Origin of the sequence: Streptomyces sp. R41 (genome assembly GCF_041053055.1) — a bacterium.
GTDB lineage: Bacteria > Actinomycetota > Actinomycetes > Streptomycetales > Streptomycetaceae > Streptomyces.
In genome coordinates this window covers 1,770,345-1,795,353 of sequence record NZ_CP163443.1, presented here as the reverse complement: position 1 = coordinate 1,795,353, position 25,009 = coordinate 1,770,345, and the positions used below count along the sequence as shown (strand labels likewise).

24 protein-coding genes and 1 pseudogene are annotated in these 25,009 nt (G+C 69.8%); 12 read left to right on the top strand and 13 right to left on the bottom strand.

What is annotated here, in order from left to right; all coding sequences use genetic code 11:
• Positions 1-109 precede the first annotated feature (109 nt).
• The gene (locus AB5J53_RS08510) at positions 110-1,231 is read left to right on the top strand and encodes a HoxN/HupN/NixA family nickel/cobalt transporter (protein ID WP_369245004.1); all 1,122 of its coding nucleotides are present in this window, start codon (positions 110-112) and stop codon (positions 1,229-1,231) included.
• An 18-nt stretch (positions 1,232-1,249) separates the two neighbouring features.
• Here AB5J53_RS08510 and AB5J53_RS08505 read toward each other — a convergent pair whose 3' ends face one another.
• From AB5J53_RS08505 to AB5J53_RS08495, 3 genes are all read right to left on the bottom strand, one after another.
• Positions 1,250-2,458, bottom strand: coding sequence for a DUF418 domain-containing protein (locus AB5J53_RS08505; protein WP_369245003.1), 1,209 nt, complete (start codon positions 2,456-2,458; stop codon positions 1,250-1,252).
• Positions 2,459-2,701: 243 nt separating this feature from the next.
• Positions 2,702-3,352, bottom strand: a complete 651-nt coding sequence (locus AB5J53_RS08500) for a DUF2218 domain-containing protein (RefSeq protein WP_369245002.1) — start codon at positions 3,350-3,352, stop codon at positions 2,702-2,704.
• A 49-nt stretch (positions 3,353-3,401) separates the two neighbouring features.
• Entirely contained in the window at positions 3,402-4,031 is a 630-nt protein-coding gene (locus AB5J53_RS08495) for a class I SAM-dependent methyltransferase (protein ID WP_369245001.1), read from the bottom strand.
• Between the two features lie 266 nt (positions 4,032-4,297).
• Here AB5J53_RS08495 and AB5J53_RS08490 point away from each other — a divergent pair.
• From AB5J53_RS08490 to AB5J53_RS08475, 4 genes and pseudogenes are all read left to right on the top strand, one after another.
• Positions 4,298-4,342 (top strand): annotated as a pseudogene (locus AB5J53_RS08490) (hypothetical protein); the annotation flags it as partial.
• A 49-nt stretch (positions 4,343-4,391) separates the two neighbouring features.
• Entirely contained in the window at positions 4,392-4,568 is a 177-nt protein-coding gene (locus AB5J53_RS08485; protein ID WP_369252953.1) for a hypothetical protein, read from the top strand.
• Between the two features lie 250 nt (positions 4,569-4,818).
• Positions 4,819-6,033, top strand: coding sequence for an Ig-like domain-containing protein (locus tag AB5J53_RS08480; RefSeq protein WP_369245000.1), 1,215 nt, complete (start codon positions 4,819-4,821; stop codon positions 6,031-6,033).
• A gap of 91 nt (positions 6,034-6,124) precedes the next feature.
• On the top strand, positions 6,125-6,994 hold the full coding sequence (locus AB5J53_RS08475; RefSeq protein ID WP_369244999.1) for a DUF5134 domain-containing protein: 870 nt from the start codon (positions 6,125-6,127) through the stop codon (positions 6,992-6,994).
• Between the two features lie 300 nt (positions 6,995-7,294).
• Here the strand turns inward: AB5J53_RS08475 and AB5J53_RS08470 are convergent, their stop codons facing one another.
• Complete coding sequence (locus AB5J53_RS08470) at positions 7,295-8,185, bottom strand: competence protein CoiA family protein (protein ID WP_369252116.1); 891 nt, start codon at positions 8,183-8,185, stop codon at positions 7,295-7,297.
• Positions 8,186-8,545: 360 nt separating this feature from the next.
• On the opposite strand from AB5J53_RS08470, the gene AB5J53_RS08465 reads away from it, so the two are divergent.
• On the top strand, positions 8,546-9,649 hold the full coding sequence (locus AB5J53_RS08465) for a hypothetical protein (protein ID WP_369244998.1): 1,104 nt from the start codon (positions 8,546-8,548) through the stop codon (positions 9,647-9,649).
• 184 nt (positions 9,650-9,833) lie between these two features.
• On the opposite strand, the gene AB5J53_RS08460 is transcribed toward AB5J53_RS08465, so the two are convergent.
• From AB5J53_RS08460 to AB5J53_RS08450, 3 genes are all read right to left on the bottom strand, one after another.
• Positions 9,834-10,139 (bottom strand): hypothetical protein, encoded by a 306-nt coding sequence (locus tag AB5J53_RS08460; RefSeq protein WP_369244997.1) that lies wholly within the window; start codon positions 10,137-10,139, stop codon positions 9,834-9,836.
• Positions 10,140-10,278: 139 nt separating this feature from the next.
• On the bottom strand, positions 10,279-10,503 hold the full coding sequence (locus tag AB5J53_RS08455; protein ID WP_369244996.1) for a hypothetical protein: 225 nt from the start codon (positions 10,501-10,503) through the stop codon (positions 10,279-10,281).
• A 391-nt stretch (positions 10,504-10,894) separates the two neighbouring features.
• Positions 10,895-11,404, bottom strand: a complete 510-nt coding sequence (locus AB5J53_RS08450) for a poly-gamma-glutamate hydrolase family protein (RefSeq protein ID WP_369252114.1) — start codon at positions 11,402-11,404, stop codon at positions 10,895-10,897.
• Here AB5J53_RS08450 and AB5J53_RS08445 point away from each other — a divergent pair.
• Both AB5J53_RS08445 and AB5J53_RS08440 read left to right on the top strand, forming a co-directional pair.
• A complete protein-coding gene (locus AB5J53_RS08445; protein WP_369244995.1) occupies positions 11,389-11,844 on the top strand; it encodes a tyrosine-type recombinase/integrase in 456 nt (151 codons plus the stop codon). The two genes, AB5J53_RS08450 and AB5J53_RS08445, sit on opposite strands and share 16 nt — an antisense overlap.
• A 189-nt stretch (positions 11,845-12,033) precedes the next feature.
• Positions 12,034-12,285: a hypothetical protein gene (locus AB5J53_RS08440; RefSeq protein ID WP_369244994.1), complete on the top strand. Its 252-nt coding sequence runs from the start codon at positions 12,034-12,036 to the stop codon at positions 12,283-12,285.
• 92 nt (positions 12,286-12,377) lie between these two features.
• On the opposite strand, the gene AB5J53_RS08435 is transcribed toward AB5J53_RS08440, so the two are convergent.
• Entirely contained in the window at positions 12,378-12,824 is a 447-nt protein-coding gene (locus AB5J53_RS08435) for an Lrp/AsnC family transcriptional regulator (protein ID WP_369244993.1), read from the bottom strand.
• Positions 12,825-13,029: 205 nt separating this feature from the next.
• On the opposite strand from AB5J53_RS08435, the gene AB5J53_RS08430 reads away from it, so the two are divergent.
• The 3 genes from AB5J53_RS08430 to AB5J53_RS08420 all read left to right on the top strand — a co-directional run bounded on the left by AB5J53_RS08430 (position 13,030) and on the right by AB5J53_RS08420 (position 15,008).
• Positions 13,030-13,548, top strand: a complete 519-nt coding sequence (locus tag AB5J53_RS08430; protein WP_369244992.1) for a rhodanese-like domain-containing protein — start codon at positions 13,030-13,032, stop codon at positions 13,546-13,548.
• A 34-nt stretch (positions 13,549-13,582) separates the two neighbouring features.
• Complete coding sequence (locus AB5J53_RS08425) at positions 13,583-14,098, top strand: immunity 21 family protein (RefSeq protein ID WP_369244991.1); 516 nt, start codon at positions 13,583-13,585, stop codon at positions 14,096-14,098.
• Between the two features lie 64 nt (positions 14,099-14,162).
• Complete coding sequence (locus AB5J53_RS08420; RefSeq protein WP_369244990.1) at positions 14,163-15,008, top strand: SDR family oxidoreductase; 846 nt, start codon at positions 14,163-14,165, stop codon at positions 15,006-15,008.
• 82 nt (positions 15,009-15,090) lie between these two features.
• Here AB5J53_RS08420 and AB5J53_RS08415 read toward each other — a convergent pair whose 3' ends face one another.
• Positions 15,091-16,782 (bottom strand): DUF885 domain-containing protein, encoded by a 1,692-nt coding sequence (locus AB5J53_RS08415; protein ID WP_369244989.1) that lies wholly within the window; start codon positions 16,780-16,782, stop codon positions 15,091-15,093.
• 63 nt (positions 16,783-16,845) lie between these two features.
• A complete protein-coding gene (locus tag AB5J53_RS08410; protein ID WP_369244988.1) occupies positions 16,846-17,373 on the bottom strand; it encodes an Lrp/AsnC family transcriptional regulator in 528 nt (175 codons plus the stop codon).
• 60 nt (positions 17,374-17,433) lie between these two features.
• On the opposite strand from AB5J53_RS08410, the gene AB5J53_RS08405 reads away from it, so the two are divergent.
• Complete coding sequence (locus AB5J53_RS08405; protein WP_369244987.1) at positions 17,434-18,627, top strand: PLP-dependent aspartate aminotransferase family protein; 1,194 nt, start codon at positions 17,434-17,436, stop codon at positions 18,625-18,627.
• A 728-nt stretch (positions 18,628-19,355) separates the two neighbouring features.
• Here the strand turns inward: AB5J53_RS08405 and AB5J53_RS08400 are convergent.
• From AB5J53_RS08400 to AB5J53_RS08390, 3 genes are all read right to left on the bottom strand, one after another.
• Positions 19,356-20,798 (bottom strand): GNAT family N-acetyltransferase, encoded by a 1,443-nt coding sequence (locus tag AB5J53_RS08400; RefSeq protein WP_369244986.1) that lies wholly within the window; start codon positions 20,796-20,798, stop codon positions 19,356-19,358.
• 135 nt (positions 20,799-20,933) lie between these two features.
• Positions 20,934-23,585 carry a DUF6493 family protein gene (locus AB5J53_RS08395; RefSeq protein WP_369244985.1) on the bottom strand — a complete coding sequence of 884 codons (2,652 nt, stop codon included), beginning with the start codon at positions 23,583-23,585 and terminating at the stop codon, positions 20,934-20,936.
• Positions 23,582-24,988, bottom strand: coding sequence for an SWIM zinc finger family protein (locus AB5J53_RS08390; RefSeq protein ID WP_369244984.1), 1,407 nt, complete (start codon positions 24,986-24,988; stop codon positions 23,582-23,584). The genes AB5J53_RS08395 and AB5J53_RS08390 overlap by 4 nt, the downstream gene beginning before the upstream one ends.
• Between the last annotated feature and the right edge of the window lie 21 nt (positions 24,989-25,009).

The following is a 25,009-nucleotide window of genomic DNA, read 5'->3' as shown; positions in this document are numbered from 1 at the left end:
GCCTGGCAGCAGACTCATCTTAGTTATTGCAATCCTTTTGCACCTGAGCATCGAATGCCTTGGAGGATGGACCACGACCTCACGCACCACCTGGACCAAGGACACCACGATGACCGTTGCGACCCAGCCCGAGCCGGGCCTCCTCCGGCGGATACGCGGAGCACTCACCCCGCGCGAATGGGCTCGGGCCGGCGGACTGGCCGCCGCGATCCTCGCTCTGCACGTCATCGGCTGGGGCACGCTCCTGCTCATCGTCGTCCCCCAGCACTTCGAGCTCGGCGGCGGCCAGGGAGCCTTCGGTATAGGCCTCGGCGTGACGGCATACGTGCTCGGCATGCGGCACGCCTTCGACGCGGACCACATCGCCGCAATCGACAACACCACGCGCAAGCTGATCTCGGACGGACAACGCCCGCTGTCCGTCGGGTTCTTCTTCTCCCTCGGACACTCCAGCGTCGTCTTCCTGCTGGCCCTGCTCTTCGCGCTCGGCGTGCGCTCGCTCGCCGGACCGGTGCAGGACGACGGTTCCAGCCTGCACGCCACGCTCGGCTTCATCGGCACCTCGGTCTCCGGCGTCTTCTTGTACGTCATCGCCGCTTTCAACCTCGTGGCCCTGGTCGGCATCCTCAAGGTCTTCCGACGGATGCGCACCGGCCGCCACACCGAGGCGGACCTGGAGGCCCAACTCAACGTCGGCGGCGGCGTAATGACGCGGATCCTGAGCCGGGCGACCCGGGCCGTCGGCAAGCCATGGCACATGTACCCGCTGGGCTTCCTGTTCGGCCTCGGATTCGACACCGCCACCGAAGTCTCCCTGCTCTTTCTCGCCGCCGGCGCCGCGGGGGCTGGCATCCCCTGGTACGCGATCCTGTGCCTGCCCGTGCTGTTCGCGGCCGGAATGAGCCTGCTCGACACGATCGACGGCTCATTCATGAACTTCGCGTACTCCTGGGCCTTCTCCAACCCGGTCCGCAAGGTCTTCTACAACATCACCATCACGGGCCTGTCCGTCGCCGCCGCGCTCATCATCGGCACGGTCGAGCTCCTGTCGATCGCCGCGGAGAAGCTCTCCCTGCACGGCGCCTTCTGGGAGTGGGTCGGCGGCATCGACCTCAACAGCGTCGGGTACGCCGTCGTCCTCCTCTTCGTCGTCACCTGGGCGGCCGCGCTGCTGATCTGGCGCTACGGTCGGATCGAGGAGAAGTGGGCGCTCGCGCCGATGGAGGACTGAGCGGCGCCTGCCAGGCGGTCACTTGATGTGGCGGCTGAGGCGGGTCGTGGCGTAGAGCAGGTACTCCAGCGGGCCACGCCGGAACCGTCGCGTCCAGACGGTCGCCAGCAGCATGGCGGTCGCGACGAAAGCGAGCAGTGCGACCAGTGCCGGAAGAGTCTGCTCCTCCATGCCGACCGCACGGATGGCGAGGATGTGCAGGACGTAGGCGGTTAGCGATGCCATGCCGACCGCGGAGATCGGTGTGGCCAGACGCGTGAAGCGCGGCATCCGGTCCGTGGCGGCGACGCACGCGGCCACGACGACGAGCGCGACGCCTGTATTGCCGAGGATGGAGAAGGTCGTCTGGCTGTGCGGCGCGGCCACCAGCAGCCAGGCCCGGGTGTCACCGGTGAGATCACCGACGGTGTCGGACCACCAGGCCGACGACGCCGAACCGCCGTCCGTGGCGGCAGCGACGGACGTGAGCGCGTGCGGAACAAGGTGCAGGGCCAGCCATGAGCCGCTGTAGCCGAGCACGGCCAGCGCGCCTCCAGCCAGCGCCAGCCGGGCACGGGTCTTGCCGCGGGTGAGGTCGAGCCGGGCGATCGCCATGCCCGCGATCACGAACGGCATCCAAGTCAGCACCGGGTACTCGCCGGTGAACAGCAGGTCGATGAAGCCGTCCGTGTCGCTGATCCGGGCCAGCGGGTCCCAGCCGATGACGGTGTCCGCCCAGCTTCCCCCGTCGATCGACTGATTGATCACGTACAGGACTTGGGGCAGCACCATTGCGCCCGCGGCGGCGATGACCGCGAGCGCCCCGGCACTCAACCGGTACAGCGGCAGGACGACGAGGAAGGTCAGCCCGTAGTAGGCGAGGATCACATCGACGTTGGTGCCCAGGGCGGTCAGGGCGAAGCCCAGCGCGATCAGGACGACGGAGCGGATGAGTATCCTGCCCACCGCATGTCGGCCTGCACGGCCGGTCCGCGGGTGCGGGCGGCCGGTGATGAGCACGAGTGAGAAACCGGCGAGCAGGGCGAAGAGCGCGGAGGAGCGACCGCGCGCCAGCTCCATTACGAAGCCCAGCGGCCCGCCCATCGAAGGTTCCGGGCCGATATGGGCGGCGTACATGCCGAAGACCGCGAGCCCGCGGGCCAGGTCGATACCGATCAGCCGTCCTGTCGACGGCGTACGGGAGACGGGGGAAGGGGCACCGGCCTCCGTGGCAGATGCCGGGGACAAGGGGGAGACGGACGACAAGGCTGCTGGTGCGCTATCTGCCACGTTCTTCAGGGTTGCGCACTCAGAGGCGGCAGCCCATCCCTCACATGGCTGAAGAGCCCTCGCCGACCGGCTGGAGCCGCAGCGCCGCGTGGCGGGACCGGCCCGAAGAGCCATCGCGGTCACTTCCGGCACCACGGCAGACGGTGGTTACGAACTCCTCCCGGAACTCACTGTCTTGGGTGAGCTGTGACAGGGCGGTCCTCATGCCGTCTCTTTGCGCTTTCGGGTGTGCAGGTGGCCGTGGCGGGCGGCCAGAGCTCCGATCCCGATGACCTTCGCGAGGACGATCACGAGGACAACGGCACCAGCGCCCCAGCCCAGCCACCGCGAAACTGCCAGCACGGACCCGCCGAGCACCAGGTGCGCGAGGATGAGCAGTGCAACGACTCCGCCAACCACCCCCATGGGCCAGCGCCGTCTGGCGCCCGTGGTGTGCTGTAGCTCGTTCTTCGGCTGGGGGATTTCCGCCGGGGCGGGCTCGCCCGGTTGAAGACCGGTCGCCTCAAGCCGTTGCCAGGTCACGGTGAGATGGTCACGCCTGCCGATCTTTTCGAGGCGCAGGGCAAGGAGCTCCTGGATCCGTTGCAGGTCTTCCTCGTTGTCGGCTTCGGCTCGCAGCATCAGGGTGTCGGCGGCGGCCTGCATGGTCCACTGGCCCAGGCTCAGGCGCACGATCCCGTGGGTGTCCGTCCATTCGGCGTGCTGCACCTCGGGGGGTGTGTGACTATTGCCGCTGGTGTGGGCGCGCGGCCGGTAGTTCGCGTGGCGGCCCATCTGCTGGGCGTGCTGGGCGAGCTGGGCGAGGTAGCGGCTCGCACGATCGGTCTCGACACGGGCTTCCGCGATCGGCATGGAGTTCCTTTCCGAGCTCCTCCCGTTCGATCGGGGGGAGTTGAGATGTTCAGACCCTGGTGAGGGCGACGAGCCAAGCCCGGATGCCGCCCGGGTCGGTGGTGATGTCGATCGTGCTGGGTTCGATGGAGTCGACGCGCCATCCCTCGGTGAACGAGGCTTCGATCTCGTCCCGTGCGAGCTTGTGCACCCGTCCCCACTCGCCGGGCTGCCGGTCGCTGAAGCACAGCATGAGGTAGCGGCCGCCCGGCCGGATCACGGCTCGGAGATTGTCGACGTAAGTGGCGCGGTCGGTGCCGCCGAAGATGTGGAAGAGCCCGCAGTCGAGCACCGTGTCGAAGGTTTCCCGGAGATCGGCCAGCTTCAGGGCGTCCCAGTGGAGGAACCTCGCCGTGCGGCCCTGCTCGCGCGCCTTCTCCTCGGCGTTGCGCAAGGCCGGTGAGGCAAGGTCGACGCCTGTGGCGTCCAGGCCGAGACCTGCGCACATGAGCACGTGCTCGCCGGTTCCGCAGCCGGCGTCCAGTATCCGGCCCTGGATGGCGCCCGCTTCGGCGAGGGCGAGGAAGGCCGGTTGTGGCCGGCCGATGTCCCAGGGCGGTGGGCTGGCGTACAGGTCGTCGGGCCCGGACGGTCCTGCGGAATCGGGATGGTGGTGCGGGTGGCGGAGTGAGCCGGCCATGCCGGTGTCCTTCCCGTTGCGTCTGGCGTTCCGGTTTCTTGTCCGGGTGCTGGTGACGACCACCAGCTTTATCGAGACACGGTGTCTATGTCAATCCATGTTGTCTCGATCCTGGAATCGCCTAGGCGGCGGACGCTCCGCGTCCCACGTTCGCGTTGCAGGAATGGGCCTCAAGGAGGCGCTGACGATGGTTCTGGGAGCGCTGGAGGGAGAGGTTATGCGGGTGTGCTGGGGGCACGGAGCACCCGGTGACGGACCGTCAGGTCATGGGCGTGTTGAACGCGGACCGAGCCCAGCCGCTGGCGTACGCAACTGTGATGACGATGATGAGTCGGCTCGCAGAGAAGGGTGTGCTCGATCGTGCCTCGCCGCCGCGCCTACGCGTACACCCCTGCGGTGCCGGACGAGGCCGCCCTCGCCGTACGGGAGGTCCTGCGCAAGCATTGGGACGTCGTCGTCGTGCACTTCGCAACTGAAGCTGCCCTCAATCCCGGTCTCCGTGACCGACTGCGGCGCCTGCTGGAGGAGTCGCTGTGAATGCCGCTGCGGCGTTGGATCGCGGCACGCAATGCCGACGACGGCGCTCTACCTGTGCCGTGATTACCAGATCGGCGTCTTGCCCCTTGGGGTACCTGCACGTTCGGTGCAGTCCCTTCCGCCGGGCAGGCCGTTGCCCTTCCTGGGTACTCGGGATCCGAGGGCGGCGGCGAGCGTGAGGGGAACTGGGAAGTCTCGCTGATCGTCTACTAAGGCACTTAGGTTATTAGAGAGTGGGAGGGGGAGTCTCATGCGACAGTGCCTGACATCGCGGCTCGGCCGCCGGATCGCGCAGCCACTTGCGCTCGCCTCGGCTGCCGTCGTCGTCCTGGCCGCGTGCAGCGCCGGTGGCAAGGCGGACGGCGACTCGGGCAAGGCGGGGGCCGACGGCAACAACGGCGCACCGGCCGCGATAGTCGTGGAGCCCGGCGACACGAACGCCAAGATTCCGGTCAGCCGCAAGGTGACAGTGCGCGCCCAGGGTGGATCCCTCTCGTCCGTCGAGGTCAGGTCACCCGGTCCGGGCACGCTCGCCGGCACCTGGTCGAAGGGCAAGTCCGTGTGGACCTCCACGACACCGCTCGCGCCGGGAGCCATCTACACAGTGAAGGCCACCGGCAAGGCGTCCGGCGGATCGGCCCTCAATAAGACCGCCTCATTCACTACGGAGGCGGCGAAGAACACCTTCGTCGGCGAGTACTACCCCGACAGGGGCACGAAGGTCGGCGTCGCGATGCCGGTCTCGATCACGTTCAACAAGCCGATCCACGACAAGGCGGCGGTCGAGCGCAAGCTCAAGGTCATCTCTTCCCCTGTGGTCGAGGGCGCCTGGAGTTGGATGAAGGACCGCAACGGCAAAGACCTCATCGACTACCGCCCCGAGAAGTACTGGAAGCCCGGCACCAACGTCACCCTGCGCATGGACCTCGCAGGCGTCAACGCGGGTGGTGGCGTGTACGGCACCCAGCAGCGCGTCGTGAACTTCACCATCGGCGACGCCGTGACCAGCACCGTCGACGTCAAGAAGAAAACCATGACGGTCGCGAAGAACGGCAAGACCCTGCGAACCCTGAAGGTCTCCACCGGCAAGAAGGGCTTCGAGACCTGGAACGGCACGATGGTCGTCCTGAGCAAGGTGCCGACCATCCGCATGAACTCCGACACCGTCGGCATCTTCGGCCCCGAGGCATACGACCTCGGCTCGGTGAAATGGGACGTCCAGCTCACCCCGTCCGGCACGTACGCGCACGCAGCGCCCTGGAACGAGGGCAAGTTCGGCGTGGTCAACGGCAGTCACGGGTGCATCGGCATGAGCACGGCGGACGCCAAGTGGTTCTACGAACAGGTCCACCTCGGTGACCCGGTCACCGTGGTCAACTCCGTCGACACCGTGGCGGTCAACAACGGCTACGGCGACTGGAACGTCGACTGGGAGACCTGGCAGAAGGGCAGCGCCCTCGACTGACGCGCCGGTTCACTAAAGGCTTCCTGAACGCCTTCCGCCCCCGGGACGTACTAAGGGCACTAGTAATTAGCGGTCCATCGGGATGGTGAACATGGGAACTGTGGCGCTCAGTTGGGCCGTGGCGGTGGTCGCCGCTTTGGTTGCCGCCGTCAGTGCGGTTCGGGTGGTGACCACCAGCGGCGGGATCCGGTTCGCGGCGGGTGGTGACCTGCTGATGGGTCTGTGTATGGCCGCCATGGCCCTGCCGGCGACGGTCGGCTGGTACGCGGGTTACGGCATGTGGTGGGCACTGGCGTTCGGCCTGCTCGGACTCGGCGGTGTGGCGATGGCGGTCAAGCACACGCGCGAATGTGGATGGAAGCAGGGCCGTCACTGGGTGCACCTCATCATCGGCAGCGCCGGCATGGTGATCATGACGCTGGCCATGACGAGTACGTCGTCCGGACCGGTGCTCGCGCTGGGCGGCTCCTCCATGGCGCACATGCCGGGGATGGAGCGCATGGCGAGCATGACGGGCGTGGCCCAGGCGGCTGACATGGAGTCGATGCACGGGATGGGCTCCATGTCCGGGATGGACATGCCGGGCATGGGGAAGGCCGCCGCCGACACCAGTGCCTCCACGGGGTCCGCCACCGGGTGGCGGTTCGTGATCGCGGGGCTCGCCGTGTACTTCCTGCTGTCGATCGGCGCGTCAGTGTGGGCGAGGGTCCGTGGCACGAGTCAGGGTCGGCGGGGTTCCGACTCGCGGTTCAGCTGGGGCCGCTGGCTGCTTGCCATGCCGGACACGGTCCTCGTCTTCCTGACGTCCCTGACGCTCGCGGTGTGGGACAGGGCCAGGACGGCGCCGCGGCCGGGCCATGGTCGGCGGCGCAAACTCGGAGCCGCGCCGGATGCCGCGCTGGCGGCGCACATCGGCATGGGCGGGGCCATGTCCGCGATGCTGTTGATGATGGCCGCGTGATCGCGGGGCGCCGCTGCGAGGCGGGGCGACCAGGGTCTGGTCTGGTGCCGCCTTCACTGGGACGCCGAATTGCGGCCAGGTGAGACCGGGGAAAGACCTTCAATGTCGGGGGCGCCGCCGGTACGGGGTGAGGTCATCGAGCGGGACGGTCAAGTGCGCGAGTGAGGCCGGGATACGGGATGCAGCAGCTGACACGAGGCTCCAGCCCCGCGCCCACCGTCGAGCCTAGGTGATCACTCGCCACGCGCTGGATGTCCAGCCTTCGCCTGCCTGGCTGATCAGCCGTCTGACAGGCCCGAACTATCGCAGGCCAGCTTGCGTCCGAGCTCGGGCTTGGATTGCGCGTGCCTGCTCTATGTACCGCTGGGTCGTCCATACGCTGCGTGCATCGCGTCGCGCGAGAGTCTCGAGGCTGTCGTTGCTGGGGCCGTGCCGGGCTGACGCAACCGTTCCGGTGAGGACGGCTCGGACGAACGAGGCGAGGAGGATGGGCTCGGCGGTTTTCCAGTAGGCAAGGGGCTGGATGAGTAACTGGGTGGCCAGCTGGGTTGAAGACCGTGACGAAGGGATGGCTGTGTTCGCCGCTTTCGCCCGGCGAACCGCCTGGACGTACTCGGTGAACGTCATCTCGTCGCTGGCCGGCTGAGTGGTGTGGCCCACGGCGGAGGCCGCCCCAACCACGGGTATCTGCTCGTCCAAGAGCGGGTGCCGGGGCGGAACGACGAGCTTGCGGTGTCCCTCGATAACGCGAGCCACTTCGTCACGCCATTCGACTCGTATCCCAGGAACGGTCCCGAGCCGGCGTGTGCGGCGATCTGTCACCCAGCACACCTCGACGTTTTCCGATGTCATTCGCTCTGTCCGCTCTGCAAGTTCCGCTCCCGTAGCGGATGACAACTGAGCCTCCCAGGCGATGCGGCGTCGCCCGTCCGGGGACGTGGCGAGTACATCAGCACGCCACCCCGACCCGCTCACCTCAAGCTGCGCGTGCCATCCCGCCGCCCTGACGTGGTTGGCCAGCTCGGTCTTGAGGAGATGGTGTTCGATGCTCTCTCCGTTGTGTGCGCAATCAGGGTTGAGCTGATCGTGCGCGAAGAAGCGCAGTCCTCGCGGCGAGACCTTGGCGTGCATGGGCTCGGCGCAAGCTGGGCACCGGAGCGGCGCTCGGGGCCGAGCACGATGTATGAGCATCCAGTCGACGCCACAGCCCAGGTCCAACAGCGTGGCGTCCATTGATCCATGGGTAGCGTGCTGCGCCGTCAATGGCATCCGACATCCACCTCCACCTCCGATCATCGTGGCAACCACTGACATCGGGACAGGCGGGTACGAGCCGCTCGCAGGGTAGGTGCTGGTGAGGCTCCGCAGACGGGGGATGCCGCGGAGCCTCAACTTCAACAACGGCTGAGGCAGGAGGAGAGTTCCGGGCCAAGCACGTCTGGGGTGGTGGTCTGCCTGCCGTGCACGCGAACCAATGCGAGCAAAGCCGCACTGGCACGTTCATATAGGCTGCACGACGCTTTGCGCCCCCTACCGACTGGAAGAGTTTCCGTGACCGTGGTGATCCCTCCATCTGAAGCGACCGACCCGTCCACCGCCGGGCTGCCCGGAAACGAGGAGTTCTGGGTCGAGCCAACTGCCGCGGAGGACGAGGTCACGTCGCTCGATATCCCGGAGGCAGTGGCCCGGGACGCCCGCGAGTTCGGCGAGTACGCACGGACCGGCGGCTGGGCCTTCGCGCTGAAGGTGGCGCGGAGCGTGCGACCGGGCGGGCAGGTGGCGGGGGAGACGCCGAAGGTCTCCGCGAAGGAGTTCGCCGAGCTGGCGGGCTGCTCAGCGGAGCGGGTCATGCGCTACTACAAGGCGTGGGACAAGGCGGCCGACGACGGTCTTGTCCCGCACTTTGAGGTGCTCGTCCCGGGCAAGGACATCGAGCTGCCGGACTCCGACGTGTGGCTGTCGTACTACTCCTCCCGTTCCAGGGCCGCCTCGGAGCGCGGCACCGCCATCACCGCGGCGGCCGAGGCCGAGGGCATCCGGCCGACCAAGGCGCTGGAGGTCGCCGAGAACCCCACCGCGCTGCGCGCCGCAATCCTCGCCGACCCCTCCACCGCCCAGGCCGCGCGGACCGCACTCCTCGACCGGGTGAAGGAGGACCCGGCCCTGCAGACCGAGCTGGCCCGCGACATCGCCCGCACCGACGAGCTGAAGAAGGCCGTCGCCAGCGCGACGCAGGCGGCCAGCCGGATCGGCTATGTCCGCGGGATCGTCGAGAACGGCCAGGTCAAGACCCCGGCCGGGCAGACGATCGACGCCCCCGCTGAACTCCGCGCGGAGGCCGAGCGTCATCTGTCCCTCATCGATGAGCTGGACGACGACGAAGAGGCCGGGCAGTGGGCCTCGGAGGCGTACGACAGCGTGAAGGATCTCGTCGTCCAGACCGTCGAGGCCGACCCGGAACTCCGCGTTCAGGAGCGCCGTTCGAAGTTCTACAGCAGCCTGCAGAAGGCGACGAAGGTCTTCGAGGAATTGACCTTCGACGACGTGGAAGACATCGACACCATCTATGAGGACGACATGCTTCAGCGCCTGGAGGAACTCCAGACGGCCATCGCCACGTGCATCACGGCCCTCCGCAAGGCAGCCAATAACTAAGGCCTGTCGGAGCCCGGCCAGAGTTGCTCATGGCCCGCAGACGTCCTGCCGTTGCGTCATTTTGCGGAACGCTCGCTCTTGGTGATGACCCGCGTCCCAGCTGACCTGCGGCCTCTTCGTAAGGCGCGCGGGTGCCCAGGCGATCGGCGATAGGCCTTCGATCGCGAGGTGCTCAATCGCAAGCTCACGTCGCCTTCGGCAGGTCCATGAGGTAGGCGAGGCTGCTGGTGCCTCGGTCCTTCTTCAGCCAGTGCGTCAGGAGTTCGCGTACCGGTTCTTGAAGCACGGCTGTGAGCGGCCCGCCGCCGAAGAGCAGGACGGTGAGCGGGGAAACGACTGGGAAGACCGTTGTCACCAGGGCGGGCGCGGCAGTCACGGCGAGTCCGGCCAGGGTGCGATGGAACAAGGTGCGATAGATGTCGCGCAGGGACTGGGCATGGTCGCGGATCTCCTGTCGGGCTGATGCGATCTGCTCCTCGATCCGCGGCACGATCTCGGGTGACCACGGGTCTTCGTGTGTGGCGCGGACGACCTCGTGCAGGAAGTTCCGGAACGCGAGTCGCTCCTCGTGCGTGCGCTCGCGGTAGCGCAGGCAGTCCTCGCACGGAACGGGGCTGGATCGGTCGTGCTCACTCCCATACCTCCGTCGTGTCCTCGGTCTCCACCTCGGGGGTGATCGAGCCGGGGTTGGAGGCCGCGGCCGGAGGAATGTTGCCAGAGACATGAACGGCCGGTCCGACGGCACCCTCCTGCCCGTGCTTGTCGACCTTGGCCAGGAACACGGCTGAGCGGAGCACCAGGGATGCGACCGCTGCGGCAAGGCCGAGTATCAGAAGACCGACCGTCGCCGCCACGATCACGCTCGTTGAGGTTGCCAGGCCCGCAATCACATGCAGGCCCGTCGCGGTCAGCGTCGCGAATGGAAACCACAATCGCGACAGTCAGCGCGGCCGCACCGGGCCAGTTTCGGATGGCGAGACCTGCCGCACGTACCGCCGTCAGAGAGTCGGAATTCGCCCGTCCGCGAGACATTCTCACCCCCTGGCGTCGCTGGTGCCGAAGCCGTCCGTGCGGACGCTGGCACACACCCATCCGCCCGGCATGTCCACACATTAACTGAAACAGAAACGGCGGCCCTGACACACGCGCTGCGTACATCCCGAGTGCACGCTCCATGCGTCAGCATCCGAAGGCCTCACAGGTCGTACCTGCTAGCGGAAGTCGGCGGCGGGCCACATGCAGGGCTCAGGCACGCAGCCGCCGGTAGGCGGTTTGAACGGCAGCGACGTACCGGTTGAATTCCTCCGATCGGTTGGAGCGGTTGGCCATGCCCATATCGCCGTCCTTGAAGAACGCTGCCCTCTGAGCCGTCGACAGTTCCAGCTGAACGCCGCGCCCGGACAGGTTGCGATTGCAGATGCTCCTCGGGTTGTCTCCGGCCCGCTCTGGTGCGGCGTCGGCAACGGTGAGCCGGCGTGCTCCAGCGACACGCTGATCCAGTACGAGAACTCGCTGTCGAGCCCGCCGACTTCCGTCACCTTTTCGCCGCCGCTGAACCCGTGCCTCGACATGGCCAAAGGCGTCGCCTACATCTCCGGGCAACTCGTCACCGACTCCAACTACAACGTGTGGGAGGACACCCCCAAGAGCCGCAGTGGCCGTCGTGCCATCGCTCTCGACTACGCCACTCTGGCTCTGCTCACTGCCTGGCGCGACGTACAGCAAGCTCAGCGCGCCGAATGGGAGAACAAGCACCGCCAACGCCCCAAGAAGTACGAACCATATGTCGCCTCCGGCTACGTCTTTACCCGGCCCGACGGCCGCCCCCACCACCCCACAAACGTCTTCCAGGCCTTCAACAGATCATCCAGCGCATTGGCCTGCCACCAATCCGCCTGCACGACTTGCGCCACTGCGCCGCATCACTCAGCCTCGCCGCCGGCCTGTCGATGAAAGCGATCCAAGCCCTGCTCGGCCACAGCAGCTACCAGCTCACCGCCGACACCTACACCAGCCTGTTGCCACAGTTCGAGCAGGCCGCCGCCAACGCACCCGTTGACCTGCACCCGTTGACCTGGTGCCGCGCCGCAACGGCGTTGAGAAGCCCATCGATCAGCAAGCCCCTGCAGTCGAGGCAGACCCCACGCAGCCCCTCGCCCCAATCCAGCAGCCCCTCGCCCCAATCCATGAGGTAGAAGAGGTACAGCAAGATGCGACACCCGCCTCGGGCGCGGGAGTAACAGGGGATCGGCATCTGCGGGTTGTTCGGGCCGACCCTCGGGATGAGGCGCAGGGCGCCGCTTGATCGTGTTATCCCCCGCTTGTCCCCCGGCAGCATGAAAAGCCCCTCGGAGATCGCTCCGAGGGGCTTTTCAATCCCTGTTTTGCCTGGTCAGGATTCGTGTACCCACAGGGCCCGAATCTCCGACGCCCTGTTCATCGACGAGGGCTTCGGCAGTCTCGACGACCAGACCCTCGATGAGGTTCTCGACGTCCTCGACTCACTGGGGGAGCGCGATCGCAGCGTCGGCATCGTCAGCCACGTCGCGGACCTGCGCCGGCGCATCCACGCCCAGCTGGAGGTGGTGAAGGGGAGAACGGGGTCGGCCGTGCGGCAGCGGGGCGTCGACGACTGACGAGGCCCGGCTGACGAGGCCCCGTGCGCCAAGGCCTGACCGGCAAGGTCCGAAAGGGCCCGACCGGCAAGGTCCGGCCCACAGGGCCCGGCTCAGTGGCCCAGCGGCCGCCGCGGCAGTGGTGAGGAGTACACGACACTCGTCGTGACCGAACCCAGGGCACCGATCCTTCCCGACACCTCCTCCAGGTGGCTCATCGAGCGCGCCGCGACCTTGATGACGAAGCAGTCGTCGCCCGTGACGTGGTGCGCCTCCAGGATCTCGGGCGTCGCCTCTACCAGGTCGTGGAACGGCTTGTAGTTGCCGTTGGGGTACCTGAGGCGGACGAACGCGAGGATCGGCAGGCCCAGGCTCTCCGGGTCGACGACAGCCGCGTATCCCTGGATCACCCCCGCCTCCTCCAGGCGCCGTACCCGCTCGGTGACCGCGCTCGCGGACATGGAGACGGCCCGGGCCAGCTCGGCGAAACTGGACCGGCCCTCGCGCTGGAGGACATCGAGGATGCGCCAGTCGGTGGCGTCCGGGGAATACGCGGTCATGTGCGATGGATAGCAGGGAAATCCCCGGCCGATCAAGAGTGATGCCGTGGATCGCCACTTCAGGAAGTGGATCACCGGACGTAGATTTTTGGCCAGGAAGTCCCGCTGGGCCGGTGCGGAAGAAGCACCGGAGGATGCCGGAAGCGGCACCTGGTGTGCGCGCAGCGGCACCGGATCCGCGGGACCCAGGAGGGAAGGCCAGACCATGACTGTGACCGCTGACACCGCTGTGACCGGCGCCGCGACCAGCTCCGTGACGGTGACGAACCCCGTTCTGCGCGTCGCGCCGGCGTCCCCGGCCGCGGCCGCCGCCTACTTCGGCGCGAGCCTCGCCTTCCACGCCGACGTGTCCGACGTCGCCGCCGCCCTCGCCGCCGACGGCGACCCCGGCTTCGTCGTCCTCGACTCCCGCTCCACCGAGTCGTGGGACCAGGGACACATCCCCGGCGCGATCCACCTGCCCACCGCGCTCATCCCCGAGCACGCCGAACAGCTCCTCGACAAGTCGGTGCCCGTCGTCACGTACTGCTGGGGCCCCGGCTGCAACGGCGCGACCCGCGCCGCCCTCGCCCTCGCCGAACTCGGCTTCCAGGTCAAGGAGATGCTCGGCGGCTTCGAGTACTGGGCACGCGAGGGCTTCGAGTTCCAGACCTGGGAGGGACGAGAGCGGCGCGCCGCGGACCCGCTGACGGCGCCGGTCGACGCGGAGGACTGCGGCTGCTGACCGACTCGGGATTCCAGCCGTGTAGCTTCTGCGCATGGCCAGATACGCGGACCCGGGTGCGGTCGAGTGGGTGGAGTCGGGCGGCGGACCGCTCATAGCGATCCCGGAAGTCGTGCTGCCGTTCTGGTCGGGGGCCGACGGCGACGACATGTCCTCGGACTACGACCGGGCCTGTGACGTCGACGGGTTCATCGGCCTCGTGCCCGTCGGCGACACCAGGGCCCTGGTCCTCGGGGACGAGCCCGCGTCGACCTCCTACCTGCCCGAGCACGGCACCTTCGTACGGTGGTGCGCCGCCGAGTCGGAGGACGAACTGCTCTCCGGTGTCCCCGCGGCGCTGGCGGCGGCGGTGTGGGAGCCGGAGGTGCAGTGGAACGTGCCCGGTCCCGTGGTCCTCTTCGACGCGGCCTGGCCGGGAACTGCTTCGGCGCGCACGGACCACCTGAGGGTCGCGCTGGAGCCGGGGCGGTACGGGGTGCGCGCGGCGTACGTGGAGCCGGGACCCGAGACGTGGCTGGGCCTCGTACAACTGCGCCGGCTGACGTCCTGAGGAAGGGCGTGGTGCGCGGGAATTCACGTGCACCACGACCGCACACCGCTCATCATGGTCCGTCATGCCCCAACTCCCGTACCCCACCCCCGAAGAACTCCGTCGAGACGTGCTCCCGCTGCGCGGCCGGACCGCCCTTGTCACCGGGGCGGGCAGACGCGGAGGGATCGGCTGTGCCGTGGCCCGTCGGCTCGCCGCGTACGGGGCGAGCGTGTATCTGCACCACCACGTGCCGCACGATGCCGCGATGCCGTGGGGTGCCGACCGCCCCGAGGAGGTGGCCGCCGCGGTGCGCGAGGCGCTCGGCGACCCCGCGGCCCGGGTCGTCGAGGGGCCGGGCGACCTGTCCGACCCGACGGCGGCGGCCCGGCTGATCAGGACGGCCGCGGACGCGCTCGGCGGAAGTGTCGACATCCTCGTCGCCAACCACGCGTTGAGCGGGTCGGACGGCACCCTCGACACCATCGACGCCGCGATGCTCGACGCCCACTGGGCGGTCGACACCCGCTCGGTGATCCTCCTCGTCCAGGCCTACGTCCGACTCCGGGCCGCAGGGCCGCCGGGCAAGCCGGGCGGCCGCGTCGTCATGATGACCTCCGGCCAGGACATCGCCGGCGGCATGCCGGGCGAGATCGCGTACGCCTTGCAGAAGGGCGCCCTGGCGTCGATCACCCGGTCGCTGGCGACCACCCTCGCCGAGCACACGATCACCGTGAACACCGTCAACCCCGGGCCTGTGGACACCGGTTACCTGACGGGCGACGCCCACTCGGCCGTCGCGGCGATGTTTCCCGCCGGACACTGGGGGCAGCCGGACGATCCCGCGCGGCTCATCGCATGGCTCGCCACGGACGAGGCGGCGTGGATCACCGGGGAGGTCATCAACTCGGAGGGCGGATTCCGCCGCTGACGCCCGCGGTCGATCACGGAGGCCCGGTGACGGGAGGACGACCCATGGCGGCCGGGCGTGAGCCCGGCCGCCGCGAGTCTCGTCAGAGCTGGGACAGCTCGTCCACCAGGTCGTCCAGGCCCAGGGAGCCCTGGGACAGGGCAGCCATGTGCCAGGCCTTCGCGTCGAAGGCGTCGCCGTGGCGCTTCTTCGCGTTCTCGCGGCCCAGCAGCCAGGCACGCTCGCCGAGCTTGTAGCCGATGGCCTGACCGGGGATGGTGAGGTAGCGGGTCAGCTCGCTCTCCACGAAGTCCGCCGGACGGCTGCTGTGCGCGCCGAAGAACTCCTGCGCCAGCTCAGGGGTCCACCGCTCGCCCGGGTGGAAGGGCGAGTCGGCCGGAATCTCCAGTTCCAGGTGCATGCCGATGTCGACGATGACCCGGGCGGCGCGCATCATCTGCGCGTCGAGGTAACCGAGCCGCTGCTCGGCGTCCGTCAGGAAGCCCAGCTCGTCCATCAGGCGCTCCGCATAGAGCGCCCAGCCCTCGCAGTTGGCGCTGACCCGGCCGACGGTGGCCTGGTAGCGGGACAGGTCCTCGACGATGTACACCCACTGCGCGAGCTGCAGGTGATGCCCCGGCACGCCTTCGTGGTACCAGGTCGAGACGAGGTCGTAGACGGGGAAGCGGGTCTGCCCCATCGTGGGCAGCCACGTACGGCCGGGGCGCGAGAAGTCCGCCGACGGCGCGGTGTAGTACGGGGCGGCCGCACCGCCGGGCGGCGCGATGCGGGACTCCACCTTCCGTACCGGTTCGGCGAGTTCGAAGTGCGTGCCGTCCAGGGCCTCGATCGCCTCGTCCATCAGGCTCTGAAGCCAGGCCTGGACCTCGTCGACCCCCTCGATGTGCTTGCCGTGCTCGTCGAGGTGCGCGAGCGCCACCCACGGAGTCTCGGCGCCGGGCAGGATCTTCTCGGCCTCGGCCTTCATCTCGGCGAGCAGCCGGTGGTACTCGGCCCAGCCGTACGCGTACGCCTCGTCGAGGTCCAGATCCGTACCGTTGAAGTAGCGTGCCAGACGCGCGTAGCGCTCACGGCCCACCGTGTTGGGCGCGCCCTCGATCGTGGGCGCGTACACGTCGCGCATCCAGTCCCGCAGGGCCACCAGCGCCTCGGTGGCGGTGCGGGCGGCCGTGTCCAGCTCGTCGCGCAGCGCGTCGGGGCCCGCCGACGCGAAGTCCTCGAACCAGCCGAGGCCCTGCCCGTCGGTGTCCGACCACTCGGTGAGCTGCTCGATGAAGGTCGCGGTCGGGCGCGGGCCCGCGTACAGCTTGCGGTCCAGACCGAGTGCGAGGGACTCGCGGTACCCCTCCAGCGCGGCCGGCACCGCGCGCAACCGCTCGGCGATCGCGGCCCAGTCCTCGTCCGTATCGGTCGGCGTGAGGGTGAAGACCTGCCGCACCCCGTGCGCCGCCGTGTGCAGGTTGCCGACCGACCGCAGGCCCTCGCCGGCGTCGTGAACGGCGAGTTCGGCGGTGAGGCGCTCGCGCAGCAGCCGGGCGCAGCGGCGCTCTATGTCACGGTCGGCGCCGGGCTGCCGCTCCGCCTCGTCCAGCCGCGCGAGGGTCGCCCGCGCCAGCTCGGCGACGGCCTCCTGGCCGGCGGGCGAGGTGTCGGGGAGCTTGCTGTAGCTCTCCTTCACACCGAGGTACGTACCGAGAACCGGGTCGAGGGCGATGAGATCGTCGACATAGGCGTCGGCGACCTCTCGGGGCAGCGGGCTCTTCGTCTCTGACATGCGGACATCCTCATACGAGGAGGTGGTCGGCGTCAGCCCGATAAGCCGGACCTTGCGCCCGTATCAACCTGATTTCGCCGAGGGCTTGTCCGTGGGCGTCTTGGCGGGGTGGGGATCCCGTTGGGGTGGCAGCAGCGGGCCGCAGTCCCACTGCTGGAAGATCAACCGCGTCTCGACCCGCGCCACTTCGCGTTGCGAGGTGAACTCGTCGAGCACCAGTCGCTGCAGATCCGCCATGTCCGCGACCGCGACATGCACGAGGTAGTCGTCGGGCCCCGTGAGATGGAAGACGGTACGGGACTCGGGCAGCGCCCTTATCCGGTCCACGAAGGGCCCCACCAGCTCTCGCCGATGCGGCCTGACCTGCACGGACAGCAACGCCTCCAGACCTCGCCCCAGCTTCGCCGGGTCCAGCCGCAGCTGATGGCCGAGAATCACTCCCGCCCTGCGCAGCCTCGTCACCCGGTCCAGGCAGGTCGAGGGCGCGACACCGACCAGGGCCGCGAGATCGCGGTACGTCGTCCGTGCGTCGTTCTGCAACAGTCGCAGCAGATGGAGATCCACCGGATCGAGTACGACAGAATCGGCCATGGCGCGAACGTAACACGGGATTCGGCGCTCGGACCCCGGCCGGTGTTCAGGCTTCGTCCCATGGATTCCGTTGTGTACGACACATACGAAGCTCCGGACCGACTGAACGGAACCGGCCAGGTCTTCGACGCGCCCACGGCTCGGGCGCTGGCCACCGAGGCCGTGCACGCCGGGCGGGAGGATCTCGCCGCACAGGGGCTGCACGCGGCACCGATCGACCTGTCCACCACATACCCCTCGTACGACAGCCGTGGTGAGGCCGCCCGGATCGACGCGTTCGCGGCCGACGGCGCCGAACCGGAGGGGCCGCCCGTCTACGCCCGGCTCGGCAACCCGACCGTCTCCCGCTTCGAGACCGCCCTCGCACGCCTCGAAGGCACCGAGAGCGCGGTCGCCTTCGCGAGCGGCATGGCCGCGCTGAGCGCCGTACTGCTCGTGCGGAACGCGATGGGCCTGCGGCATGTCGTCGCCGTCCGCCCCCTGTACGGCTGCAGCGACCACCTGCTCACGGCCGGGCTGCTGGGCACCGAGGTGACCTGGGTCGACCCGGCGGGCATCGCGGACGCCCTGCGCCCCGACACCGGCCTGGTGATGGTCGAGTCCCCGGCCAACCCCACGCTCGCCGAAGTCGACCTGCGCGCCGTCGCGCACGCCTGCGGCCGCGTTCCGCTCCTCGCCGACAACACCTTCGCCACGCCCGTGCTGCAACGCCCCGCCGAACACGGCGCGCGCCTCGTCCTGCACAGTGCGACCAAGTACCTGGGCGGACACGGCGACGTGATGGCCGGAGTGGTGGCCTGCGACGAGGAGTTCGCCCGCCGGCTGCGCCAAGTCCGCTTCGCGACGGGGGGTGTCCTGCATCCGCTGGCCGGCTATCTGCTGCTGCGCGGCCTGGCGACCCTGCCCGTACGGGTCCGGGCCGCGTCCTCGAACGCCGCCGAACTCGCCCGCCGCCTCGCCGCCGACCCGCGCGTCGCCCGCGTCCACTATCCGCGCATCGGCGGCGCCATGATCGCCTTCGAGGTCCACGGCGACCCGCACGACGTCATCGCCGCAGTCCGCCTCATCACCCCCGCCGTGAGCCTGGGCAGCGTCGACACCCTCATCCAGCACCCCGCCTCCATAAGCCACCGCATCGTCCCTGCCCAGGACCGCCACGACGCGGGGGTCAGCGACCGCCTGCTGCGGCTGTCGGTGGGGCTGGAGGATGTGGAGGACCTTTGGGGGGATCTGGAGGGGGCGTTGGGGGCTTGATGGGGTTGGGGGAGGGGATCGGGGGAGGGGAGTGAGGGGGGTGAGGTGGGACTCGGGGGCTGAGTAGTGGCTGGGGGCGCTGCGGTTTGGGCAGCCGCCGGGGGCGGGACACGGTGGCTGGTGGCTGGTGGCTGGTGGCTGGTGGCCGGTGGCTGGACCGGCTGCGCGGCGGCCTAGCACAGGACCGGCTGAGCGGCGGCTGGGACGAGGCTCGTGACCTGCCCCCGTGTCGCCTGCGATGCGTGCCTGAGCTGCCCGGCCGCGCGGCGGGCGTACCTGCTTCCCGTGTGCGGCTCCGCGCTGCCCGCGATGTGTGCCTGAGCGGCGCGGCCGGGTGCCTGTGCGGTGGGCCGTCCGGCACGCCCCTGGCTGCCTGAGCCGGTCCCGCCGCCGGACTGCGCGGGGCTGGTCCCGGGCAAATGGATCCCCCCGCGGCTCCGCGCGGCACGCGATGTGTGCCTGAGCGGCGCGGCCGGGTGCCTGTGCGGTGGGCCGTCCGGCACGCCCCTGGCTGCCTGAGCCGCTGGCCGTGCCGGTCCCGCCGCCGGACTGCGCGGTGCTGGTCCCGGGCAAATGGATCCCCCCGCGGCCCCGCGCCTCACGCGATGCGTGCCTGAGCCGCGTGGCCGTACGGCGGGCGGTCCGGGGCTCCCGAACCATCCGAAGCCACGGGCCCCGGCGGTCGCCCGGAGGTGTGCCGCCCAGCCCGGGACCGCTCCCGGTTCGACCTACTCCCGCACCGCGTGCTCCCCCCGCTGCCCCTCGTCGTACGGCAGTCGCGAAGCCACCGGAGTCGCGTCCAGGCGGGCGGTGATGACCAGGGTGCCCTCCTCGATCTGGTAGTCGAGGGGGAGGCCGAGGCCGCGCATGGCGGCGACCATGCCGGTGTTGGAGGCCTGCGTGACGGCGTACACGCTCTCGCAGCCGGCTTCGACGGCCATCGTCACGAGGCGGCCGAGCAGTTCGTTGCCGACGCCGCGTCGCTGCCAGTCGTCCTCGACGAGGAGCGCGATCTCCGTCTCGTCGCCGTCCCACAGAAGGTGGCCGAGCCCGACGATCCGCCCGGAGGCCGTCTGCACGGCGAGGGTGCGTCCGAAACGGGGGCTGAGCAGATGGTTGAGGTAGCGGTCCGCGTCGCCCACCGGGCCGTGGTAGCGCATGCTCAGCGTGCGGGACGAGCAGCGCTCGTGCATCGCCTTGGCGGCCTCGACGTCGGAGACGTCGGCGCGTCGCACGGTGATGGCCTTGCCCTGAGGCAACGTCAACATGTCCTGGCTGCGCGGGATCCGCGGACCGAGCCGCGCGTCCAGCTCCACCAGCGCCCGCGCCCGCGCGAACTCGGTCGGTGTGAACGGCAGATACGGCCGCTCCACCGTGATCACCCCACCCTCCGGCGCCCGCAGCCGCATCACCGTGTCCTCGAGCGCCCCTTCCACAGGAGCACCCTCCTGCGCCCGCCCCGAGCCCGGGGACTTGGCGGGCAGCGAGCGGATGGTGCAGCGGCCGAGCAACTGCCGCAGTGCGAGCGGCAGTTCCGCGGCGTCCAGGGCGGTACGGGTGGCCAGGCCGAGCACCCGCGTCGGCGCGTCCACCAGGTCGTGGGCGTCGGCCCGCTCGATCCAGATGCCGGCGCCGCCGGCCTGCGACACCGAACGGGTGATCTCGGACGCGGCCAGCTCCGCGGGGGCGCGCAGCAGGAACTCGTCCACCGTGCCCTCCGCCAGGGGGTGCGTCTGCAGGCTCAGGATGTCGACCTGCCGCTGCGCCAGCGCCGTGCACAGCGCGGCCAGCGAACCCGGCGCGTCCTTCACCGTCGTCCGCATCCGCCACAGCACGGTCTCTCCGGCGACAGCCTCCGACGGCGCGGCGGCTTCCTCGGACGGCCCGGCCCGTCGCACGTCGGCGATCGGCCGGGCGCCGGTATCGTCCGCCGGCGGTGCGTGACCGTGGCATCGTGCCCACCATGTGTGGAACCCGGCCGTGGCGACAAGGATCATCGCCGAGATCAACAGCAGGGCGGGGCCATCCGGTCCGTGCCCGATCAGGTTGGCGACGGCGTCCGCGACCGCGACGGCCGTGAACAGTGCGGCGAGTTCGACGACGTCCCGCCGCCAGTGGTGGACGGGTCGACCGTGCCTCGCACGGGTCACATCAGAGATGTCTGGAGTCATGCAACCACTGTGAAGGAAGGGTGTTGCGTGATCACGAACGGTTTGTGACTGATCGGTTAAGTGTACTTCTGCCCCTTTTGCAGTTCTTTTTACAGTTCTTTTGCTCGGGTTGGACGGCTGGGCTGACGACCCTGGTCAGGCGGCGACGCCCTGCGTCAGCGCGGTCCTCAGCCGACGGGCCTGAGCCACCAACTTCGACGAGCCGCGGCGTCCGGCCGCCTGCGAGAGATGCGCGAGATCACCGCGCGCCCCCGACCGCTCAGCACAGTCGGCGGCGACGGCCAGCAGATCCCCGAGCCCGCGCGCGGGCGTACCGCTCGTCGCGTCCGTCGCGAGATCGGCCAGCAGGATCGGCAGCGCCTCGCGGAGCACCGACCAGACGGTGGCGTACGCGCCCGTGGCCGCCGCCGTCCGTATGGACTCGGCCAGCCGCAGCGGCTTCACTGCCCCCCGGCGCACCAACTGCCCGAGGTCACCGCCGAGCCGCCCCGCGTCGAGCTGCCCCCGCGCGGCCAGCACCAGCAAGGCGTCCACAGCGGAGAGCCGGTCCTCCGCATGCCGCGCCCCGAGCCCATACGCCAGGCACAGGTGCAGGGCCTCGCCCGCTTCACCGTCGGCCTCGGCGAGGAGCGGCAGGACGGCTGCTCCTCGCCGGCTGTCGTCCACGGCGACCGAGGACAGGTCACCCAGTACGCGAGCGGCCACCAACTCCCGCCGTTCGGGCACGACGGCCGACCAATGCTGCCGATCCGACTCGTCCCAGTGCGGGCAGTACCAGCGGTCCTTGAAGACGGCCAGCGGACGTCCCAGCCGGCGGAACTCCGGCGGGAACTGTCCCTGCAGCTCTTCGAGTTCCCCCAATTCCACCAGGATGCGAACGCCCGAGGTCCGCCGCCGGCTCAGCGGAAGGTCCGGCCCCTCGGCGGTGAGCCACTGGGCCAGCCGGTACCCCTCAGGGGTGCCGAGGGCCCGGGCCCGCACCGCCGCTGCCGCCGCCGTCGCACGGTCGTCCCGTCGCACCCTCAGAAGCGCCTGCGCGAAGTCGGCCGTCCCCGGCCGGGCATCGAGCTGTCGGTAGGCGGTGAGGCGGGCCACCAGCTCCTCCGGCTCCACCAGCCCCGTGCCCCAGGTGGGTGTGGCCAGCAGGAACGGCAGTGGTTCGGTAGCGACTCGATGGGCAACCTCCCACAGGCGCGCCTCGAAGGCGCGCGACAGAGCGGCGTGCTGGCAGCCGCTTCTCGTGGTGCCCTGCTGCACTGCGGCGTGAAGTGTGTCCGTGCGCACCTGACCGAGCAGGGTCGCGAGGATGACCTCCAAGCCGTACGGCGCCTCGCGGAAGTACTCGTCCACGTTGGGGTAATGCGGATCGGCGTCGATCCACCAGCGTCGGGCGACCACCGGGCGCAGGGCCTCCACCAGGCCGTCGCGATCGTCGTACGCATGCCGGACCAGACCGTCCAAGGTGCGCTCGAAGGCCGCCACGTCGCCGCCCGATGCCAGCAGGGCGCCCACTTCCTCGGCCAGTTCGGCCGCCGTAACCGGCGCCGGAGCGAGCCGCTCGCGCTGCGGCACGGGTGGCAGTACCTCTTCGTGGATCACCGGCGCGCGGCTCAGCGCCCCGGCGCCGAGCAGTTTCTCCGCGTGGATCCGCACACCGGGACTCAACTCGGACGCCGCCTCGGCGAGTTGCTCACGGATGCCGCCAGAGGCGTCGAGCCCGGCCAAGTGCCGCTCCACGAGTTTCAGTGCACGCTCCTGCACGTCGGTGTCCTCGTGCCCGAAGGCCTGCGCCACCGTCGGCAGCAGTTCGGCCGCGGTGGACGGATCGCGCCTGAGCACCTTGCCCAACAGGATGAGCTGCGCCCGTACGAGCTTCTTCTCGGTGCGGAAGAGCACGCCGGACGACATCTCGGCGAGCTGTCGGGGCGTCAACTCGCCGCCCAGCGCCAGGGTGGCGAGGATCGACTGGGCGTGCCACGCCACCGTCGATGTCGCCTCGCAAGCGAGCGCGATCCAGTCGGTGGAGCGCTCCCGCTCCTCGTCCCGGGTCAGGTCGAGGCAGGTCAACAGCTTCAGGAACACCCGCTGATCGGCGGGGGCACCGCCCCGCAGCAGCCGGGCCACACAGGCGTCGACCAGCACCTTGCGGTCGAGGGTGCCTTCCTTGGCCAGCTGCGCGAGCGCGTTGTACCAACTGCCCGGCCCGTCGCCGAACAGCCAGGCGACCCGGCCGGTCACGTCCAGGGAATCGAAGAGCGCGGCGATCATCAGCGCCAAGTGCGGCTCCTGGCGAAGCCGCTCCACCACGGTGCCCCCGTGGTGCCACGTACCGCCGATGTGTTCGAACCAGCCCTCCACATAGGCATCGGTGGTGGGTACCTCACAGCCGGACAGTTGCACGAGCCCGGCCAGCAGCCCATACGGGATCCGGGATGTCACCGGCCGCTCGGCGAGCCGGTGCGCCACGTCGCCGAGCCATGCGGACTCGCGGTCGCCCAGCACGTGGAGGAACACCCCGGGGGAGGCCTGGGACCAGCGCATGTCGGCTGCCGCGATCCAGGTCGCCGCGCCCGCGGCGCCCGTGTGACACGCGGCCCCCGCCGCGTGCAGCGCGGGATAGGCCTTGCGGGACGACTCGCTCCACTGCGCGGTGCGCAGCTCCTTGCGGAGTTCCTTCAACGCGGGCAGACAGGCCCGGCGTTCGGCATCGGTCATCCCGTCAAGGAGACCCGCTGCCTCTACCGTCTGCCCCGCCCGTACGGCCTTCATCAGCGCTTCGCCGCTCATCGCACATCGCCCCCGTCGACCAGAACCTGTTCGTGTCGTGCCTGCGCTCCCCGCCGCACCATCCGCACCGCCAGCGCGTGCTTGCAGGGCCCGCGCCCACCCCGGTACTTCGCCCACCACAAACAGGAGCAGCTCAGCGTCCCGGCCGCGTCGCGGACCCGGTGCACATGTCCGTCGTCGGCGGTCACCGTGCCGAGGGCGCCGTCCAGGGCGACCGCCCCCGCGGCGACAAGGGCGCGGGCCGAACGCAGCCGCGGATTGTGGCGTTCCACGCGCTCGGCGTCGTAGGGCAGTTCGCGGTGGAAGTACGCCGCCTCCGCCGTGTCGTACCCCACGCGCCCCGACGTGCCGAGCCGCACCAGGGCGGCCCGCACCCGCTCGGCCGGCAGGCCCGAGGCGGCGGCCAGCTCGCCGACGTCGATGCGCGGCTCCCACGCGAGGAGGACGGCGATCAACTCCGCGTCCTCGGCGGCCTCGTCGGTGGCGAGGGCGTCCAGCACCCCACCCTCCCCGGAGAACCCGCGCGAGGCGTCCGGCGACAGCGTGAGCGTGAGCCGCATTCCGGGCAGGACGGCCTCCCACGCGGCGGCGGCAGTGACCTCACCTGTGATCGGAGGGCCGTACACCCGCAGGGCCGTCGCATGGCGCAGCACCCGCTGCAGGGCGATCAGCCGCTCGGGGCCGGGCAGGCAGACTGCTCCCGGCACCGGCCGGGTGGTCGGCCGCAGGCCACGCCCCGCGGGTACCACCCACTGCGCGCCGCGGGAGGCCCCGCGCGTGGTGCCGCGCGGAAGCGAGCGCAGGAACCGCACGGCCTCCGTGGCCGTCAGCTCGGCCCGCAGGTCGAACCCGGCCGCAATCACCTGGGCCTCGGCGAAACCGCGCAGCCAGCGGTCGGGCAACGGCACCTTCTTCTCCACCACGGGGCCGTCCAGGGTGGTCACGGCCATCTCGTCGGGGCCGACCCGAAGGTGCAGCGGATCGTCCGTGCCGATGCGCGAAAGTGCCTCGCGCAGTGGGTTGTTGACGTCGACATTGGTCGTCCCGTGTCCGACCTCGCCGCCGTCGAGGCCCGCCGTCAGTACGTCCAGACGCGCGTACACCCCGCCGCAGCCGGAGAAGGACTCGAAGCGGAGCCGGTCGCCGTTGCCCGTGACCACCGGGTCCAGTGAGGCGCGCAGCTGACGGTGGTAGTAACGGGCCGCTGCCACGTCGGCGACCGCGAGCAACCCGGCGGCGGCCACCTGAGGCGAGGTCAAAAAGCCCGCGAAGAACCGCGGATGGTCCTCCAACCCCGTGGGCGTGGCACCCCGCGAGGTCTCAAGTCCCAGGCGCCGTCCGCCCGGTGCGGATTCCAGCGCGGAGGATCGGGTGTAGGCCACGGCCTGCAGAGATCGCGTCATGGAAAAACCGTAGAGGCGACC

What these genes read in the sequence shown, in the direction of transcription:
- AB5J53_RS08510 (WP_369245004.1), top strand. Translation starts at nt 110, where the DNA reads ATGACCGTTGCGACCCAGCCCGAGCCGGGCCTCCTCCGGCGGATACGC.
- AB5J53_RS08500 (WP_369245002.1), bottom strand. Translation starts at nt 3,352, where the DNA reads ATGCCGATCGCGGAAGCCCGTGTCGAGACCGATCGTGCGAGCCGCTAC.
- AB5J53_RS08495 (WP_369245001.1), bottom strand. Translation starts at nt 4,031, where the DNA reads ATGGCCGGCTCACTCCGCCACCCGCACCACCATCCCGATTCCGCAGGA.
- AB5J53_RS08480 (WP_369245000.1), top strand. Translation starts at nt 4,819, where the DNA reads ATGCGACAGTGCCTGACATCGCGGCTCGGCCGCCGGATCGCGCAGCCA.
- AB5J53_RS08475 (WP_369244999.1), top strand. Translation starts at nt 6,125, where the DNA reads ATGGGAACTGTGGCGCTCAGTTGGGCCGTGGCGGTGGTCGCCGCTTTG.
- AB5J53_RS08470 (WP_369252116.1), bottom strand. Translation starts at nt 8,185, where the DNA reads ATGCTCATACATCGTGCTCGGCCCCGAGCGCCGCTCCGGTGCCCAGCT.
- AB5J53_RS08445 (WP_369244995.1), top strand. Translation starts at nt 11,389, where the DNA reads ATGGGAGAACAAGCACCGCCAACGCCCCAAGAAGTACGAACCATATGT.
- AB5J53_RS08435 (WP_369244993.1), bottom strand. Translation starts at nt 12,824, where the DNA reads ATGACCGCGTATTCCCCGGACGCCACCGACTGGCGCATCCTCGATGTC.
- AB5J53_RS08430 (WP_369244992.1), top strand. Translation starts at nt 13,030, where the DNA reads ATGACTGTGACCGCTGACACCGCTGTGACCGGCGCCGCGACCAGCTCC.
- AB5J53_RS08425 (WP_369244991.1), top strand. Translation starts at nt 13,583, where the DNA reads ATGGCCAGATACGCGGACCCGGGTGCGGTCGAGTGGGTGGAGTCGGGC.
- AB5J53_RS08420 (WP_369244990.1), top strand. Translation starts at nt 14,163, where the DNA reads ATGCCCCAACTCCCGTACCCCACCCCCGAAGAACTCCGTCGAGACGTG.
- AB5J53_RS08415 (WP_369244989.1), bottom strand. Translation starts at nt 16,782, where the DNA reads ATGTCAGAGACGAAGAGCCCGCTGCCCCGAGAGGTCGCCGACGCCTAT.
- AB5J53_RS08410 (WP_369244988.1), bottom strand. Translation starts at nt 17,373, where the DNA reads ATGGCCGATTCTGTCGTACTCGATCCGGTGGATCTCCATCTGCTGCGA.
- AB5J53_RS08405 (WP_369244987.1), top strand. Translation starts at nt 17,434, where the DNA reads ATGGATTCCGTTGTGTACGACACATACGAAGCTCCGGACCGACTGAAC.
- AB5J53_RS08400 (WP_369244986.1), bottom strand. Translation starts at nt 20,798, where the DNA reads ATGACTCCAGACATCTCTGATGTGACCCGTGCGAGGCACGGTCGACCC.
- AB5J53_RS08395 (WP_369244985.1), bottom strand. Translation starts at nt 23,585, where the DNA reads ATGAGCGGCGAAGCGCTGATGAAGGCCGTACGGGCGGGGCAGACGGTA.
- AB5J53_RS08390 (WP_369244984.1), bottom strand. Translation starts at nt 24,988, where the DNA reads ATGACGCGATCTCTGCAGGCCGTGGCCTACACCCGATCCTCCGCGCTG.